This is a genomic window from Rhizobium sp. TAL182, from assembly GCF_002117725.1.
Classification (GTDB): Bacteria; Pseudomonadota; Alphaproteobacteria; order Rhizobiales; family Rhizobiaceae; genus Rhizobium; species Rhizobium esperanzae.
The window spans coordinates 2,344,264-2,360,877 of sequence record NZ_CP021024.1; the positions used below are offsets into that span (position 1 = coordinate 2,344,264).

At 62.6% G+C, this 16,614-nt stretch carries 17 protein-coding genes; 9 read left to right on the forward strand and 8 right to left on the reverse strand.

Translation table 11 applies throughout. From position 1 onward, the window contains the following. Positions 1-104: 104 nt before the first annotated feature. On the reverse strand, positions 105-593 hold the full coding sequence (locus Tal182_RS11755) for a RidA family protein (RefSeq protein WP_085859536.1): 489 nt from the start codon (positions 591-593) through the stop codon (positions 105-107). A 197-nt stretch (positions 594-790) separates the two neighbouring features. Here Tal182_RS11755 and Tal182_RS11760 point away from each other — a divergent pair, with 197 nt between their 5' ends. Further along, positions 791-1,477 carry a TetR/AcrR family transcriptional regulator C-terminal domain-containing protein gene (locus Tal182_RS11760; protein WP_085859537.1) on the forward strand — a complete coding sequence of 229 codons (687 nt, stop codon included), beginning with the start codon at positions 791-793 and terminating at the stop codon, positions 1,475-1,477. Positions 1,478-1,737: 260 nt separating this feature from the next. On the opposite strand, the gene Tal182_RS11765 is transcribed toward Tal182_RS11760, so the two are convergent. Next, complete coding sequence (locus Tal182_RS11765; RefSeq protein WP_085859538.1) at positions 1,738-3,171, reverse strand: MFS transporter; 1,434 nt, start codon at positions 3,169-3,171, stop codon at positions 1,738-1,740. A 127-nt stretch (positions 3,172-3,298) separates the two neighbouring features. Between Tal182_RS11765 and Tal182_RS11770 the strand changes: the two genes are divergently transcribed. Both Tal182_RS11770 and Tal182_RS11775 read left to right on the forward strand, forming a co-directional pair. Beyond that, the gene (locus Tal182_RS11770) at positions 3,299-4,237 is read left to right on the forward strand and encodes a LysR family transcriptional regulator (RefSeq protein ID WP_085860914.1); all 939 of its coding nucleotides are present in this window, start codon (positions 3,299-3,301) and stop codon (positions 4,235-4,237) included. A 51-nt stretch (positions 4,238-4,288) separates the two neighbouring features. Next, positions 4,289-4,513 (forward strand): alkylphosphonate utilization protein, encoded by a 225-nt coding sequence (locus Tal182_RS11775; protein WP_064802683.1) that lies wholly within the window; start codon positions 4,289-4,291, stop codon positions 4,511-4,513. A gap of 38 nt (positions 4,514-4,551) precedes the next feature. On the opposite strand, the gene Tal182_RS11780 is transcribed toward Tal182_RS11775, so the two are convergent. From Tal182_RS11780 to Tal182_RS11790, 3 genes are all read right to left on the reverse strand, one after another. Next, positions 4,552-5,358, reverse strand: a complete 807-nt coding sequence (locus Tal182_RS11780; RefSeq protein ID WP_085859539.1) for a transglutaminase family protein — start codon at positions 5,356-5,358, stop codon at positions 4,552-4,554. 126 nt (positions 5,359-5,484) lie between these two features. Further along, positions 5,485-6,378 (reverse strand): transglutaminase family protein, encoded by an 894-nt coding sequence (locus Tal182_RS11785; protein WP_085859540.1) that lies wholly within the window; start codon positions 6,376-6,378, stop codon positions 5,485-5,487. 493 nt (positions 6,379-6,871) lie between these two features. After that, positions 6,872-7,030: a hypothetical protein gene (locus Tal182_RS11790; protein WP_064802689.1), complete on the reverse strand. Its 159-nt coding sequence runs from the start codon at positions 7,028-7,030 to the stop codon at positions 6,872-6,874. Between the two features lie 551 nt (positions 7,031-7,581). Here Tal182_RS11790 and Tal182_RS11795 point away from each other — a divergent pair. Continuing rightward, on the forward strand, positions 7,582-7,836 hold the full coding sequence (locus Tal182_RS11795) for a GlsB/YeaQ/YmgE family stress response membrane protein (protein ID WP_064802691.1): 255 nt from the start codon (positions 7,582-7,584) through the stop codon (positions 7,834-7,836). Positions 7,837-7,915: 79 nt separating this feature from the next. Here the strand turns inward: Tal182_RS11795 and Tal182_RS11800 are convergent, their stop codons facing one another. Then, positions 7,916-8,197 (reverse strand): hypothetical protein, encoded by a 282-nt coding sequence (locus tag Tal182_RS11800; protein WP_085860915.1) that lies wholly within the window; start codon positions 8,195-8,197, stop codon positions 7,916-7,918. Positions 8,198-8,418: 221 nt separating this feature from the next. On the opposite strand from Tal182_RS11800, the gene Tal182_RS11805 reads away from it, so the two are divergent. Genes Tal182_RS11805 through glp form a run of 5 tightly spaced genes read left to right on the forward strand, consistent with a single transcriptional unit; the run spans position 8,419 to position 13,877 of the window. Further along, on the forward strand, positions 8,419-10,311 hold the full coding sequence (locus tag Tal182_RS11805; RefSeq protein WP_085860916.1) for a peptidylprolyl isomerase: 1,893 nt from the start codon (positions 8,419-8,421) through the stop codon (positions 10,309-10,311). Positions 10,312-10,319: 8 nt separating this feature from the next. Further along, complete coding sequence (gene trpD / locus Tal182_RS11810; protein ID WP_085859541.1) at positions 10,320-11,336, forward strand: anthranilate phosphoribosyltransferase; 1,017 nt, start codon at positions 10,320-10,322, stop codon at positions 11,334-11,336. A 9-nt stretch (positions 11,337-11,345) separates the two neighbouring features. Next, on the forward strand, positions 11,346-12,158 hold the full coding sequence (gene trpC, locus Tal182_RS11815) for an indole-3-glycerol phosphate synthase TrpC (protein WP_085859542.1): 813 nt from the start codon (positions 11,346-11,348) through the stop codon (positions 12,156-12,158). A gap of 1 nt (position 12,159) precedes the next feature. Beyond that, positions 12,160-12,657, forward strand: coding sequence for a cyclic pyranopterin monophosphate synthase MoaC (moaC, locus tag Tal182_RS11820; RefSeq protein ID WP_064810423.1), 498 nt, complete (start codon positions 12,160-12,162; stop codon positions 12,655-12,657). Next, on the forward strand, positions 12,654-13,877 hold the full coding sequence (gene glp / locus Tal182_RS11825) for a gephyrin-like molybdotransferase Glp (RefSeq protein ID WP_085859543.1): 1,224 nt from the start codon (positions 12,654-12,656) through the stop codon (positions 13,875-13,877). The genes moaC and glp overlap by 4 nt, the downstream gene beginning before the upstream one ends. Positions 13,878-13,893: 16 nt before the next feature. Here glp and Tal182_RS11830 read toward each other — a convergent pair whose 3' ends face one another. Beyond that, on the reverse strand, positions 13,894-14,553 hold the full coding sequence (locus Tal182_RS11830; RefSeq protein ID WP_085859544.1) for a 50S ribosomal protein L11 methyltransferase: 660 nt from the start codon (positions 14,551-14,553) through the stop codon (positions 13,894-13,896). 45 nt (positions 14,554-14,598) lie between these two features. Then, entirely contained in the window at positions 14,599-16,554 is a 1,956-nt protein-coding gene (locus Tal182_RS11835) for a DEAD/DEAH box helicase (RefSeq protein ID WP_085859545.1), read from the reverse strand. Positions 16,555-16,614: the final 60 nt, after the last annotated feature.

Below are 16,614 nucleotides of genomic sequence, written 5' to 3' on the forward strand. Positions count from 1 at the left end.
CAGCCGACAGTTCAGCCGTCGCGATAAGCGGTATTATGCCGAATGCACGCGGCGGCTGAAAACGGCGGAGCCGCCGTTTTCTGCGGCCGGATCAGTCGCAGCCACTATTCAAGCACGACGACGGCTTCGACCTCGAAGAGCATCGGATCAATTGCGAGTTTGGGAACGGGGACGAGGGTCTGCGCCGGCAGCGCCTCGCCGAACATGTCTTTGACATTTCTGGTCAGCACCTCGAGCTTGGACATATCGTGATTAACCACGAAGATCGTCAGTTTGGCGACCTGGTCCGGCCTTGCGCCGAGGCCGTCGAGGGCGCTGCGCAAATTCGCGTAGGCCTGCTTCACCTGGACGGCGAAGTCCGCCGACAAGGCTCCCGTGCTGTCCTGGCCACCCTGTCCGGAGATGTAGGCCAACCGTGCGCCGCGGGGGACGATCACTGCCGTGCTGTAGCCATTCGGCGTGGGGTCATAGAGGTTTTTTGGATTGACGATAGTCAGCTTGAGGTCACCCTCATTCGCCGTCGTCGCGCTGGGATTTCCTGTGGTCATGATGATCAGCCCTCCGATAAGCAGATGTTTGATTGCATGTGACATGATGTTCTTTCGGCCGTGAGGACTGCGAGGAACGATCCTCGCCGCCTGCTGGATTGCGCTTTTAACTCTTCGGCAACAGAGTGAATCGTACAATGTACGACTCTATCGCATCGTACATTGTACGAGTCAACTGCGAGGATCGACATCCGTCGCTGCGCCGGCTTAAATCGATGTCCCGATCTTTTTAGGAAAGACACATGGCAGCCAAACGCGACGGCACTCAGGATAAACGGCCTCACCGGAAAGCTGCCCCGGCCTCCTCCGTAGAGGAACCGCCTCTTTCGCTCGAACGGATCGTAGCGACCGCGGTTGAACTGCTGGACGCCGAAGGCGTCGAGGGATTGAAGATGCGTCGGCTGGCCGATCGCCTCGGCTCGGGCGCGATGAGCCTCTATTGGCACGTCGCCAACAAAGAGGAGGTTTTTGATCTCGCGCTCGACTCGGTGCTCGAATATCGCGGACTGTCGCAAATGATCGAATCGCCGGATTGGCGTCAGGCACTCTTTCATATGCTTGAAGACTGGCGCGCCAGCATGCTGCGCCATCCCTGGTCGGCATCGCTGCTGCCGCGCCGCGCGCTCGGCCCCAACGTCCTCGGTCGTCTGGAGTTGCTGGGCAGGGTCTTATCCAGAGCCGGTGTCGAGGAGGCGGATTTGAACGGCGCGATATGGTCCCTCTGGAACTATGTGATGGGCGCGACCATCACTCGTGCGAACTTCGACCTTTCGGACGAAGACATGTTCGCCGGGCAGCAGCGCCTTGCTCATCTCAGCGCAGAATACCCGACGATCGAGCGTGCCCGTCTGCTGTTGGACAATGACTGGGACGGCGTTTTCAGGAAAGGCCTGGACTTCCTGCTTGACGGGCTTGTTCCGAGCCGATGAACAAGGGCTCAGCTCCCGAGTTGATCAGCAAGCTCGGTCAGTAAACATCCGTTCACGACAACATCGAATATATCAGCGCGCCGATGGAACCCCAGAAAATAACCGGCGTCAGTATCATCCCCACAACGAAGATTTTGGTCACCGCTAAACTCCGCAAATTCGTTCCACCGCGAAAACCTATTGCAGCGACCGAGGGTTTGGTATCGGCATGAAGTCCGGGTCGGATCGGACCTTGGTCTCAGTCTCGACCGCGCTCTGCTTCAGCGGCCGCGGCGGTAAGTCACGGCGGCGATGGCGAGTGCCGCAGCAATCAACATGGCTGCGACAGCAAAGGTGATCTGCATCCCCGAGTGAATGGCCTCGGGGCCCGCCACGGCGACATCCGACGCTCCCGACGCTCCCGACGCTCGCGCGAATACCGCACCCATGATGGAGGCGCCGGTAATCAGGCCGAGATTGCGCGACAGGTTCAGCGCTCCCGAGATGACGCCGCGCTGGTCGGGACCGACATCCGCCATGACGGCGGTGTTGTTGGCCGCCTGGAACAGCTGATAGCCTGGCGTCAGGATGGCGATTGCGGCGATGTAGCCGGCCATTCCGGGAAGTACGGCAAGAGCGATGGCGCCGGCCGCCATGGCGACGAGGCCTGCGGCGATCACGAATGGCGTGTCCAGACGATCGACGAGGCGGCCGGCCGGGACTCCAGCAAGGATGGAGATGACGGGGCCAATCGACATGACGGCGCCAACGGTGGCCTCGGTGAGCGCGAGTGCACGGGAGAGATAAAACGGGCCGACCACCAGCGTCGCCATCATCACCGTCGAGATGAGCGCGTTCATGACCAGGCTTGCGCTCAGCACCGGATTGCAGAACACCGCCAGCCGGATCAGCGGTGAAGCGGCTTTCGTCTCGGCGAAGACGAAGAGGCCGGCCCCGAAAAAAGCAGCCGCCAGCAGGGAGAGATTCAGCAATCCAAAGCTGCCCCGCCCGGTCGTCATCGCCAGCGCATAGGCCGAAAGGGCCAGGGCAAGCAGCAACGTGCCTGCCATGTCGAAACCGGCGCGCTCCGTCTTCCCCATGTTGACGTCGGCAGGCAGAAAACAATAGGCGAGAGTGAAGGCAACGATGCCGAGCGGCACGTTGATGAGAAAGATCGCCGGCCAGCCGAACCCGGCAATCAGAACCCCGCCGAGCGACGGGCCGAGAGCGGTGCCGATCGCCGACATGGTTGCGAGCAGCCCCATGGCGCTGCCCGTCCTCGCCTTCGGCACCGTTTCGCCGACAAAAGCCATGGTGAGGGCCATCATGATGGCGGCGCCGAGACCCTGCAGCGCCCGCGCGGCGATCATCAGCCAGAGCGCGGGCGCAAACCCGCAGAGAACGGAGGCCAGCGTAAAGAGCAGGATGCCGATGAGCAGAAGCCGTCTGCGGCCGGTCATGTCGCCAAGTCGCCCGACGCTGACGATCAAGGTGGTGATGGCAAGAAGATAAGCCAGCACGATCCACTGCACCTCCTGGAAGGAGCCGCCGAATGCCTGCGCCAGGGCCGGCAGACCAATATTGGCGATGCTGGTGCCGAGCGATGGCAGCAGCATCGAGAGGCAAAGGCTGGCGAGCGCCCAGCGGACGGAATAGGGGCGTTCGACGACTGCCTCGCCCTGTTCTGCGATGATCGGGTTCAACAGGACCTCCATGTTCACGCTCCTGGAAAGGGAGCCATCGAACTCTAGTCCCGCAACTGGCATGGCGGAACGCGCAGCATTTGCACTTCATTCATGCGTCTGGCGCCACATCACTGCGAAACTGTGTTATACCGCATGCATGTCGACTCCTGACCTCAACCTGCTTGTCACCCTTGATGTCTTGCTCGCCGAAGGCAGCGTCGCCCGTGCGGCCGAGAGGCTGCGGCTCAGCCCGTCGGCCATGAGCCGAGCGCTGGCGCGATTGCGCGAGGCCACGGGCGATCCGCTGCTGGTGCGCGCTGGCCGCGGCCTGGTTCCGACACCCCGGGCGCTCGAGCTGCGCGAGCGGGTCGGCCGCATCGTCGAGGATGCTCGGGCGGTTCTGCGTCCTGGCGAAGCGCTTGATCTCGGCAAGCTCGTCCGAACATTCACGCTGCGCGCCAGCGAAGGTTTTGCCGAGAGCTTCGGCCCCGGTCTCATCGCTCGCCTCGGCAAGCAAGCCCCTGGCGTGCGGCTGCGCTTCATGCAGAAACCGGACAAGGACAGCGCGCCGTTGCGTGACGGAAGCGTCGATCTGGAAACCGGTGTCGTCGGCGAGACGATGGGACCGGAGGTGCGGGCGCAGGCCTTGTTTCGCGACCGTTTTATCGGCGTCGTGCGCACCGGCCACCCGCTTTGCCGCGATGAGATCACGCCCTCCCGTTATGCGGCCGGCGGCCATATCGCCGTCTCGCGGCGCGGGTTCGACAAAGGAGCGATCGATGACGCTCTGAATGCGCTCGGGCTGGAACGGCAGGTCGCCACCGTCGTCAGCGGCTTTTCCACAGCGCTGGCGCTCGCCCGCGCCTCGGACCTGGTCGCCAGCGTTCCTGAACGGCACACCGCAGCCTTGCGGTCGGGAATGCACAGTTTCCCCCTTCCCGTTCCGACGCCGGAGCTCACGGTTTCTTTGCTTTGGCACCCGAGGATGGATGCCGATCCCGCGCATCGCTGGCTGCGCAGCTGTGTTCGTGAGGTCTGTTCAGCCGCGGATCGGGGGCAGGAGAACGAGAATCGGACGGGACGGGCTGGTGATTGACTCTCCCCTGTTGTCGTGATTTCCCCTCTCGGATCATCAAGCGAGGACATCATGGCCGAAGACATTATTGTAAAGGACAGCAACGGAGCTCAGCTTCACGACGGCGATTCCGTGACGTTGATCAAAGACCTCAAGGTCAAGGGCACCTCGGAGACGCTGAAGCGTGGGACCTTGGTCAAAGGCATTCGTCTGACCGACAATCCCGGCGAGATCGAGTGCAACACCAAGCAGGTCAAAGGCCTAGTCCTGAAAACGGAGTTCCTGAAGAAGGCATAGGATCTGCCTGCGGCGGCCTATGGGTCCGTGGCTGCAACTTACGGCACTTCCTCGGTGATCACTTCGAAGCGGGAAAGCGTCGCCGGGCCGAAAGCCGTCGACATCGCGACGTCGGTGGCATCTCGCCCTGTTGCCATCAGAATTCTGCCGATACGCGGGGTGTTGTGGCGGGCATCGACCGTATGCCAGTGCCCGCCGAGAAAGACCTCGAACCAGGCACTGAAATCCATTGGATTCGGATCGGCCGAAACGCCGATATCGCCGAGATAACCGGTGCAGTATCTGGCAGGAATATTCATGCATCGACAAAGCGCGATGGCGAGATGGGCGAAGTCGCGGCAGACGCCGCTCTTATCGGTGAAGCCGCCGTGTGCGGTTCTGAGAACGTCGGCCTTCTGATAATCGAAGGTGATGTGGTCATGCACGAAATCGCAGATCGCCTGCACGCGCGCCCAGCCGAGCGGCGTTGATGAGAAGGTCGCCCAGGCGAAATCCGAAAGCCTGTCTGTGTCGCAGTAACGGCTGCCGAGCAGGAAGACGAGCACCTCGTCGGGCAGATCCTTGATTGCGTGCTGCACCGCCTGGACGGGAACGATGTCGGCCTGCCCGGTGTCATAGATCTCGAACTCGGTGGAAATCGTCGTCAGCCCCGGCGGAGCGACGATCCGGCTGCAGGCATTGCCGAAGCCGTCGGTATATTCCCACGCTTCGATCCGCCGGTCGAATGTCAGGACCTGCTCGCTGAGAAGATCGGCGCGACGGGAGGGATGAACATTGAGGACCAGCAGCATCGGCGTCGGCTGGATGCATTCATAGCCAAGATGAAATCCGGCGCGTATCTTCATTGCGGTTTCCTCGCCCTCTCCCAACATGGGTGGAGGTGAGTATGGAACGTCGGTCGGGCTGCCCGGTTCCGCCGACCGTGGCTGTCGTTCGGCGCCGATCCGGCATCCCCGGCTGGCAATCGACCGCTACCCCTCTTTGATCCATGGCTGCCGCGTGGTCACGTTGACCTGCACCGTCATGCTGTCGAAATCCGAGCCATCGCCGTCATAGCTGCCGCTCAGGGGAATTGCCTGGCGCGGGTCGCGGGCAACGGCCACGCGGATGAGATCGCGATTGCCGACGATGCCGTTGGTCGGATCGAACTCAGCCCAGCCCGCACCGGGAAGATAGACCTGGCACCAGGCATGTGTTGAGCCGCCGCCGAGCACGGTGGAGCCGTCCCGGTCGGGGACATAGACATAACCGCTGACGAACCGGGCGGCCAGACCGAGCGTGCGGGCCGCCTCCATCATCAGAAGTGCGAAATCCCGGCAGGTGCCGGAGCGAAGCTGCAAGGTTTCGATCGGCAACTGCGTCCCGTGTTCCTGGCGCCGCGCATAAACGAAGCTTTCGCGAATGGCATAACACATCGTCATCAGCAGGTGCCCGGTCTCAGTCGGGTGGCCCACACGCACGAACCGCCGCGCCCAGCGGCCGACCTCATCGCCTGGATCGGGATAGTGGCGCTGCATCGCCGGCGCGAGATCGGCGACTTCGTCCTTGTCGTAAGAGAAGGGATAGGACAGCGCCGCCTCGTCGATGCGGATATCGGGAGCGAGTTGAGGTGTGTGATCGAGCGTGATCCAGGTTTCGAAACGAAGCTCCGCCGACGGCCGCAAAAAATCGACCAGCGCCACGCAATTGCCGAAAACATCGTGGATCCAGCGCACATGGCTTTGCTCCGGATAGGTCGTCAGCGACGCCTCGATCAGCCGCTGGTCGAAACTGTCGCGCGGTCGGAACATCAGGCGATGCTCGCCGAAATCGACATCTCGGCGGTAACGATAGGAGGTAATGTGTCGGACGGAGAAAATCGTCATGGGCTGACGCCGGCTGATTTGTTCACGTTGCTGCTCCTACAGCGCCGCGCGTCTTATCAGACGCCGCAAGCGCCCTGCCCCTTTCCCGGCTCATCCCGATTTCTTGTCATATAAGCAGGTTCGAAAGATTGCTATTGTACCTTCACCGATCGACGGCAGAGCCGTCCAACCTAAGAGGATAACATGCATATCATCTGGGACGTACTGACGCTTCTGCTGACCATCGGTTCGCTCTATGGCGGTCGCGAATACCGGATTATTCGCGCCCGTGCCCGCGCTCAGAATTGGGGCAACTTCTGACCCGATTCTGACGCCGCTGCCGGAACCTTTCGGTCGCGGTTACGTCGAATGACGTACGGCGACGCCTTTAAGGAAATGCTGTATCAGTCGGGACGGTTTTCGTCCGTCCATTCTCTCTGTTGTGCTAAACCCGCCTCACCCCAGGCGGGCTTTTTTTTTTGCAAGATTTGCCGCGTGTCGCCGGCAGTCGCCATTACTTCTTGGCGCCGGCCGAAAGCACCCGATGGGTCGCATTATCCATTGCGTGGCTCGCCTCCTGTCCATCCTTCTTCAGCCCGTATGCGGTATTGCCGCAGCCGGAGAGCGTAAGCAGGCAGAGGCAGCAGGCGATGGCGATTGCAGCTTTTGGCATCGAGGTTTTCCCTGATTGAACGAACCCCCGGAAAAATGACGCAGTCCGAGCCAAAATCAATCCGCCGGCGGCCGAACATAATTCAGCACTTGCGCCGAATTGGTGCATCCGGCCGCTCCCTGTTCGTCAAGAAACGAATTACTCCAGTTAAAACTCTCCGAATTGTAGAATTGTTGGCGGGAAGTGAGGTGGATGCCAGTCATCCGTGTATTTAGTCCTCATATCTCCGGGATTGTCGCGACTGCACCCCTGAAATTTATCATTTTACTTAAATATCGCACTTAACCAATTATTAGTAATAACCTTGCGTAACACGCACTTCGGCTTATGCTTTACTTAAAATGGGAGAGGAAAGAATGTTTAGCAAAAGCCTGATCATGCCTTTCGGCTTCGCAATTCTTGCCATTGCCGGCCTGCTGTTCCAGCTCATCGCTTACTTGCTCGAGACGCCGGTCACCCTGCTGCATCCGTGAGCGCTTAAGTTCCTCCAGGAGTGGAACTTTCTTTGGTTTCGTGCATTCTTGCGAGTCGTTGCACCAAGAGGGATCACCATGGAAAACGCAGGCGTGGGTTGGATTGCGGCCATCATCATCGGCGGCATCGCCGGATGGCTGGCAGAAAAGGTCATGAGCAGCAATATGGGCGTGCTCATGAACATATTGCTCGGCATCGTCGGCGCTATCGTCGCCAACTGGATTTTGGGTCTGTTGCACATCCAGCCGTTGGCGGGGTGGCTTGGTTACCTGATCACAGGCTTCATCGGTGCCTGCATTCTGATCTTCATCGGCCGCGCCATCCGCCGCTGATTGTCCGGGCATAACTGGCTGACATGACTAGAAGCCGGGCGCGCCTTGCGTCCGGCTTTTTCTGTCCCGAATTCCATGTTCAGCGGCGGCTCAGCAGGCCGAAAAGATAGGCTATGCCTGCCGTTACCGCGAGCGCCATGATCGGTTCATCGCGAACCTTGTCGCGCAGCCGTTCCGTCATCAGCGAAGCTTCGTCCGTAACCACCGACTTTGCCCCCTGCCCCAGCGCCCGCACACTGTCCGTCAATCTGGAGAGATCTTCACGGAGTGCTGTAACCTGCGCCGACAGATCGTCTGCTGCAATATCCGCCTTGACGCGCGCAGCGGTGGATTCGGCGGAAGCGGTTTTCATTTCTGCCATGGTCTGCTCCTGTTTCATGGGATGCCGCTTCAACGAAATGGCGGCCTGAAAGGTTCCGCCGCGAGCCGATCTTTTGTTCACCATCAACGCCTTGCGTCGCCCTCGCGGCCATGCGCAGCTTTTCGCGTGACAAACCCTTCATTTCCTGTCGGCTTTGTTTTAAGGAACGTCGAATGTCTGCCCGTGCGCGGGTCAATAAATACTGCGAGGTTTGCGTTTCCATGTTCCATCTTCTGAGAAGAGCTGCTCAGACCTGGGTTGCCAAGCTGCTCCTGCTTCTCCTGGTGGCCTCCTTCGGCATCTGGGGCATATCGCGTGAGCTGATATCGGGCGGCAGCAGCACCACGGTCGTGACCGTCGGTGATCAGAAGGTAGGGGTCAACGAATTCCACCTTGCCTATCAGCGTCAGGTGGCAAGTATCGGCCAGCAGTTCGGCATGCGCCTCACGCCCGAGCAGGCCCGCGCCTTCGGAGTCGAGCAGCAGGTGCTGTCGCAGCTTGTTGCCGGCGCCTCACTCGACCAGCTCGCCGAAGATATGAACCTCGGACTGTCCGAGGATCGTCTCGCCCAGCTCATTGGCGACGATCCGGCTTTCAAGGCTGTCAATGGCCAGTTCGATCGCGAGCTGTTCGTTTCGCGCCTGCGCAATGCCGGCATCCGCCAGGACGATTACATCAAGGAGCGCAGCAAGGTCGCCGTTCGCAGCCAGATCGTCGATGCCGTTTCCAACGGCTTTACCGCGCCGAAGACGCTGATCGATGCACTGAAGCTCTATGGCGATGAAAGCCGCAGCATCGACTACCTCTTGCTGACCAACGCCAATATCGAGCCGATCAAGGCCCCCGCCGACGACGTGCTGGCGAGCTGGTTCGAAGGCGTCAAGCAGCGCTACCGCGCACCGGAATACCGCAAGCTCATCTATCTCAAGCTGCAGCCGGCCGATATCGCCGATGCCGCGACCGTTACCGACGACCAGATCCGCGAAGCTTTCGAAAAGGGCAAGGATAGCTATCGCACGCCGGAAAGCCGGACGATCGAACAGCTGACCTTCACCAGCAAGGATCTCGCCACCGCCGCCGAAACGGCGCTGAAGGGCGGCACCAGCTTCGACCAGCTGGTCACCGACCAGGGCAAGACGGCAAGCGACGTGCTGCTCGGCGAGTTCACCAAGGACAAGGTTCCCGACCAGGCCGTCGCCGATGCCGCCTTTGCGGTGTCGAAGGATGGCGGCACGACGCCTGTCGTCGACGGCTCGTTCGGCCCGGTCATCCTGCGCATCACCAACATCAAGCCGGAAACGGTCAAGAATTTCGACGAGGTGAAGGAAGACATCCGCAAGCAGCTGGCGCTTTCCAACGCTTCTCAGGAAGTGATCAACGTTCATGACCGTATCGAGGATATGCGTGCCGGCGGCTCCACGCTCGAGGATATCGCCGGTCAGCTGAAGCTCAAGGCGGTGACCGTCGACGCCGTCGATGCGACTGGCGCCGACAAGGACGGCAAAGAGGTCAAGGATCTTCCCGCCAAGCAGCAGCTGCTCGGCGAAGCCTTCAAGACCGAGGTCGGCGTCGATGCCTCGCCGCTTCCGATCGGCAATGACGGCTATGTCTGGTTCAACGTCCGCGAAATCACGCCGGACCGGGACCGCCCGATCGCGGAGGTGCGCGAGAAAGCCGTCGAGGACTGGACAGCAGAGCAGCAGAAGGCCGAACTCGCCAAGAAGGCCGAGGAATTGAAGGCTGAGGCGCAAAAGGGCACTGCCCTTGCGGACATTGCAGCGCCGCTCGGCATTGCCGTCGAAAGCAAGAGCGGTATCACCCGCTCCACCGATGATCCGGTTCTCGGACGCGCCGCCGTCAAGGCCGCCTTCTCCGGCCCGGTCGATACGGTTGCGAGCGCGGTCGGTGCCGATCCCTCGACGCAGATCCTGATGAAGGTCACCGAGGTCAACAGCCAGCCGACCGGCGACGTGCTGAACAACCGCGACGCCCAGCTCACCGCCATGGCCAATGCCGCCGGCGATGATATCCTCGACCAGATGGTCAACCTGCTGCAGACGCAGTATGGGGCTTCGATCAACCAGACGCTCGCCGAACAGGCAACGACCCGCTAGGAGGTTTTATGACCGATCTGAAGCCGTTCCTGGCCAAGGCCGCAAGCCGCGAGCCGCTGACGCGTGACGAGGCCCGCGATGCCTTCGACATCCTGATGTCGGGCCAGGCAACGCCCTCGCAGATCGGTGGCTTCCTGATGGCGCTGCGCGTGCGCGGCGAAACCGTCGACGAGATCGTCGGTGCCGTCACCACCATGCGGTCGAAAATGCTGACCGTCGAGGCGCCGGCCGATGCGATCGACATCGTCGGCACCGGCGGCGACGCCAGCGGCACCTATAATATTTCGACGCTGGCAGCGCTGATCGTCGCCGGCGCCGGTGTTCCCGTCGCCAAACACGGCAACCGGGCGCTGAGCTCGAAATCGGGTGCTGCGGACAATCTGGCGGCTCTCGGAGTCAATATCGATGTCGGTCCCGAGGTCATCACGCGCTGCATCGCCGAAGCCGGGGTTGGCTTCATGTTCGCGCAGCTGCATCATTCCGCCATGCGCCATGTCGGCCCCTCCCGGGTCGAACTCGGCACACGCACCATCTTCAACCTGCTCGGGCCGCTCTCCAATCCGGCCGGCGTCCGTCGCCAGTTGCTCGGCGTCTTCTCGCCGCAATGGCTGGTGCCGCTTGCCGAAGTCATGCGCGATCTCGGTTCCGAATGCGTCTGGGTCGTCCATGGTGATGGCCTCGACGAAATCACCACGACCGGCATCACCAAGGTGGCCGCGCTCGAAGACGGCAAGATCCGTACTTTCGAGCTGTCGCCCGCCGATTTCGGCGTCAGCCCCTGCATGCTCGCTAATATTAAGGGCGGTGACGGCGTCGCCAATGCCGCAGCGCTTCGCGAAGTGCTCGGCGGCGCCAGGAATGCCTATCGCGACGTCTCGCTCGCCAACGCGGCCGCCTCGCTCGTCATCGCAGGCAAGGCGGAAACGATCCGCGACGGCATGGCGCTGGCCGCGCATTCGCTGGATAGCGGCGCCACGGCCCTCGCCCTCGACAAACTCGTCGCCGTTTCCAACGATATCGATTAGGATTGGCCGATGACCGATATCCTGAAGAAGATCGAACGCTATAAGCGCGAGGAAATCGCCGCCGCCAAGGCGACGGTATCGCTTGCCGATTTGAAGGCGATGCAGGCCGGCCAGTCCGCCCCGCGCGGCTTTTACAAGGCGCTCGTTTCCAAGCTGGAGGCTGGCCATTTCGGTCTGATCGCCGAGATCAAAAAGGCAAGCCCGTCCAAGGGGCTGATCCGTCCGGATTTCGATCCGCCGGCGCTGGCAAAGGCCTATGAAGCCGGTGGCGCGGCATGCCTTTCCGTGCTGACCGACACGCCGAGTTTTCAGGGCGCGCCGGAATTTCTGACAGCGGCGCGGGCCGTCTGCGCCCTGCCCGCCCTGCGCAAGGATTTCATGTTCGAGACCTATCAGGTCCACGAGGCGCGCGCCTGGGGTGCCGATTGCGTTCTGCTGATCATGGCGTCGCTGAGCGATGACGATGCGGAGCGTCTGCAGGACGAAGCTTTTTCGCTCGGCATGGATGTGCTGGTCGAGGTTCACGACGCGCCGGAAATGGAGCGGGCGTTGAAACTCTCCTCGCCGCTTATCGGCATCAACAACCGCAACCTTCGGACCTTCGAGGTCAGCCTGACGGTCAGCGAGACACTTGCCTCCATGGTTCCGGCGGGCCGGCTCCTCGTCGGCGAAAGCGGCATCTTCACCCATGCCGATTGCCAGCGCCTGCAGGCCGTCGGCATCAATACCTTCCTTGTCGGCGAGAGCCTGATGCGCAAGGACGACGTGGCCGCCGCCACCCGCGCGCTGCTCTTTGGCGAAGCCGCCATCGCGGCCGAATGACATGAGCGGCGCAAAGCCCGGCCTCACCCATATCGATGCCTCCGGCGAGGCGCATATGGTCGATGTCTCCGACAAAGCCGAGACGGTGCGCATTGCCACCGCCGAGGGTCATGTGAAGATGGCGCCGGAGACCCTTGCGCTCATCCGTCAGGGCAATGCCAAGAAGGGCGATGTCATCGGCACGGCGCGCTTGGCCGGGATCATGGCGGCAAAACGCACCGCCGATCTCATCCCGCTCTGCCATCCGCTGATGCTGACCAAGGTCACCGTCGAGATTGAGGAAGATGCCGCCCTGCCCGGCCTGCGCGTCACCGCCACCGCCAAGCTGACCGGCAAGACCGGTGTCGAGATGGAGGCGCTGACCGCCGTCTCGGTCGCCTGCCTGACGATCTATGACATGGCCAAGGCCGCCGATAAGGCGATGGAGATTAGCGCCATCAGGCTGCTCGAAAAGTCCGGCGGCAAGTCAGGCGACTTCCGTCATCCGGAGGCAAGATGAACCTTCTGCCGGTCGCCGACGCCTTGGACCGCCTGCTCTCCCGCGCAAAGCCCGTCGCGGCGTCCGACACGCTGCCGCTTGCCGAGGCTGAAGGCCGCGTTCTGGCGGTTGATCTCACGGCGCGCCTGACCCAGCCGCCCTTCAATGCCTCGGCCATGGACGGCTACGCATTGCGCAGGGAAGACGCGCCGGAGCCGGGCGCCGTGTTGAAGGTCATCGGCACGTCATCCGCCGGCCACGGCTTCGAAGGAAGCGTCGGCCAGGGAGAGGCCGTGCGTATCTTCACCGGCGCGCCTGTTCCGCCAGGCGCCGACAGCGTCCTGCTGCAGGAGGATGCGGAAAAGATCGATGGCGGCATCAGAACCAGGTTCCCGGTGCGGCAGAGCCAGCATGTGCGCCCCCGCGGCCAAGATTTCGCCGAAGGCGAAGCGGTGCTGCCTGCCGGCACCGTGCTCGATTTCTCCCGGCTGACGGTCGCCGCCGGCATGAACCGGCCCGATATCGAGGTTCTCAAGCGCCCGCTGATTGCCATCCTCGCAACCGGCGACGAGTTGCTGCCGCCCGGAAGCCAACCCGGCCCTTCGCAGATCATCGCCTCCAATACGTTCGGTATCGCAGCCCTTGCCCGCAGAGCCGGCGCCGATGTCATTGATCTCGGCATCGTGCCGGACGACAAGACGAAAATCATCGCGGCGGTCGACAAGGCACGGGATGCGAAGGCCGACGTCATCGTGACGCTCGGTGGCGCGTCCGTCGGCGACCATGATCTGGTGCAGGCCACCTTGATCGAGGCCCGCATGCAGCTCGATTTCTGGCGCATCGCCATGCGCCCCGGCAAACCGCTGATGGTCGGCAGCTTCGGCCAAACCCATGTGCTCGGCCTGCCCGGCAATCCGGTCTCGAGCCTCGTCTGTTCGCTGCTGTTCCTCGAGCCCCTGATCCGCAAGCTCGCCTCCCTGCCCCCAGTGCAACGCGAGACAGTAGTCGAGGCGGCCGTCACGTTGCGCGCCAATGATCACCGGCAGGACTATATCAGGGCGAGGCTTGCGAAATCCACGACCAGAAACTGGCTGGCCGAACCCTTCGGCAAGCAGGATTCCTCGATGATGAAGGTGTTTGCGCAAGCCGACTGCCTCATTATCCGCCCGCCGCATGCCCCGGAGCTGCCGGCCGGAGCGCCCTGCCCGGTCATGCTGCTGCGGCCGGATCTTCTCGTATAGTCTCGCCCCTTCTCGATCAGGAGAGCGAAAAAACGCCCGCTTGCACCGCGCCACCGCTGGCAGCCTCGCCGAAGTCCGCAACATCCTGTGTCAAAATTCGTTTGAGTTCTCGATCCGGCAAATAGGCCCGCTCGGGATCGCCGACCAGCACCTCGATGCGGCTTGCCCGGCAAAGCCGCAAGAAAGCCATCACCCGCAGGGCAAGCGAGGGATCATAGAAAAGATCTCCGACCCCAATGAGATCAGTCGCTTCCGGCGGCGGCGTATCGAGGATATCGGCGGCGACTGCCGAGATGGTCACGTCGTTGATCGCCGCGTTGAGACCGATCGCTGCAATCGCATTGGCATCGACATCGACCGCTGTTACCATTGCTGCTCCGGCCTTCGCTGCTGCGATGGCGACCAGCCCGGAGCCGGCGCCGAGATCGAGGACGCGTCGGCCGGCAACGATTTCCGGCCGGTCAAGCAGATGGCGGGCAAGCACCACGCCGCCGGCCCAGGGATAGGCCCAGTAAGGAGGCGCGTCGGCTTCTCGACGGCCGGCAAGCCGCCAGAGCCCGCTCGCAGGCCCGGCGGTGTGGAGCAGGATCTCGGGGATTGAGGGGACCGGTGAGATCGGCAGATTGGCCGTGATGAAGGCGGCCGGATCGGGACGCGGCGTTCCGGAGCGTTTCATCGTCGTCTGATCCTGTCGGTCAAGAAGTCACGCGGCGATCAAAAATCAGCCGGACTTCTTCTTCGAGAATTTGCCTTTCGGCCCAGCGCCGCCTTTGCCCTCATGCTTGCCGCCTTCAGATTTCGGCTTTTCATATCTGGGCTTGTCGGATTTCGCGCCATCGTAGCCGGGCTTGGTCGTCTTCTTGCTCCAGGGCTTGGCGTCGCGCCGTTCCCCGCCGCCATTGTCGGCTGCGGCATAACCGCCGCTCGAACCCTTGCCGAACTTTTTCTTCGGCCGCTCGTCGCGGAATGCCTCGCCCGGCCGTTCGTCACGGGACGCCTTGCCGGCATAGGGTTTCGGCGACGGTGCGCGGCTGAACTCCGGCGTGCCGGCAAGCCTCGTCACGCGGATGCCGCGTTCGAGCGCCTTGTTCGGTCCGATCGCATTCAGGAAGCTCTCGGCGCTCGCTGCCGCGATCTCCACATATGTTTCCTCGGGCTGCATCTTGATCGCGCCGATCTCGCGCTTCGTCACGTTGCCGTTGCGGCAGAGCATCGGGATCAGCCAGCGCGGCTCGGCGTTCTGTTTGCGCCCGACCGAGACGGAGAACCAAACGCTGGGGCCGAAATCTTCGCGCGGTCCCTTTTGCGCCGGCTCGAAAGGGGCGGCATTGTCGCGGCGCTTACGGCCGCGATCGTCCTGAACGGTAACCTCGATCAGATCTTCCGGCGCTGAATGATTGGTGCGGTAGAGACGCAGGAAAGCGGCTGCGAGCTTGTCGGCGCCGTGGCTCGCGAGAAGCTGCTGCACCAGCTTCTGTTCTTCCTCCTGAGGCGCGTCGTGGAAGATCGGGTCGGCGAGCAGCCGCTCGTCGTCGCGCTCGTTCACCTCCTCGGCCGACGGCGGCCGCGCCCAGGCTGCCGAAATGCCGGCATTCTCCAGCAAACGCTCGGCCTTGCGCCGTGCACTCAGCGGCACGATCATGGCGCTGATGCCCTTGCGGCCGGCCCGGCCGGTGCGGCCGCTGCGATGCAGCAGCGTTTCCGGATTGGTCGGCAGATCGGCGTGGATGACGAGATCAAGGCCCGGCAGATCGATGCCGCGGGCAGCGACGTCGGTTGCGATGCAGACGCGGGCGCGGCCGTCTCGCATCGCCTGCAGCGCGTGGCTGCGCTCGTTCTGCGTCAGCTCACCGGACAGCGCCACCACGGAGAAATTGCGGTTGTTGAAGCGTGCGGTCAGGTGATTGACGGCGGCGCGCGTCGAGCAGAAGACAATGGCGTTGGTCGCTTCGTAATAACGCAACACGTTGATGATCGCGTTCTCGCGGTCGCTCGGGGCGACGACAAGCGCGCGATATTCGATATCGACATGCTGTTTTTCCTCGGCCGCGGTGCTGATGCGCACGGCGTCGCGCTGATAGCTCTTGGCAAGCTTGGCGATTGCCGCCGGCACGGTCGCCGAAAACATCAGCGTCCGCCGCTCGTCCGGCGCCGAATCGAGGATGAATTCCAGGTCCTCGCGGAAGCCGAGGTCGAGCATCTCGTCGGCCTCGTCGAGCACCGCGGCCTTCAGCTCCGACATGTCGAGTGCGTGGCGGCGGATATGGTCGCAGAGCCGTCCGGGCGTGCCGACGACGATATGGGCGCCGCGCTCAAGCGACCGGCGCTCGCTCCGGATGTCCATGCCGCCGACGCAGCTGGCGATCACCGCGCCGGTCATCTCATAGAGCCATTCGAGTTCACGCTTTACCTGCAGGGCAAGCTCCCGCGTCGGCGCGATGACGAGGGCAAGCGGGGCGCCGGCAGCACCGAAGCGCTCGCTGCCTTCGAGCAGTGTCGGCGCCAGCGCCAGGCCGAAGGCGACAGTCTTGCCGGACCCGGTCTGGGCCGAGACCAGCGCGTCCGAAGCGGCAAGCGCCGGATCGAGCATCGCCTGCTGCACCGGGGTAAGTTCGGCGTAACCGCGCTTCTGCAACGCCTTGGCGATCGCCGGAACGACGCCGTTGAATTCTGTCATGAGTTCGATCTTTCGGAGCTGTCAGGCGCGAAATGCGCCATGGCCGGAGCCAGCCGGCGG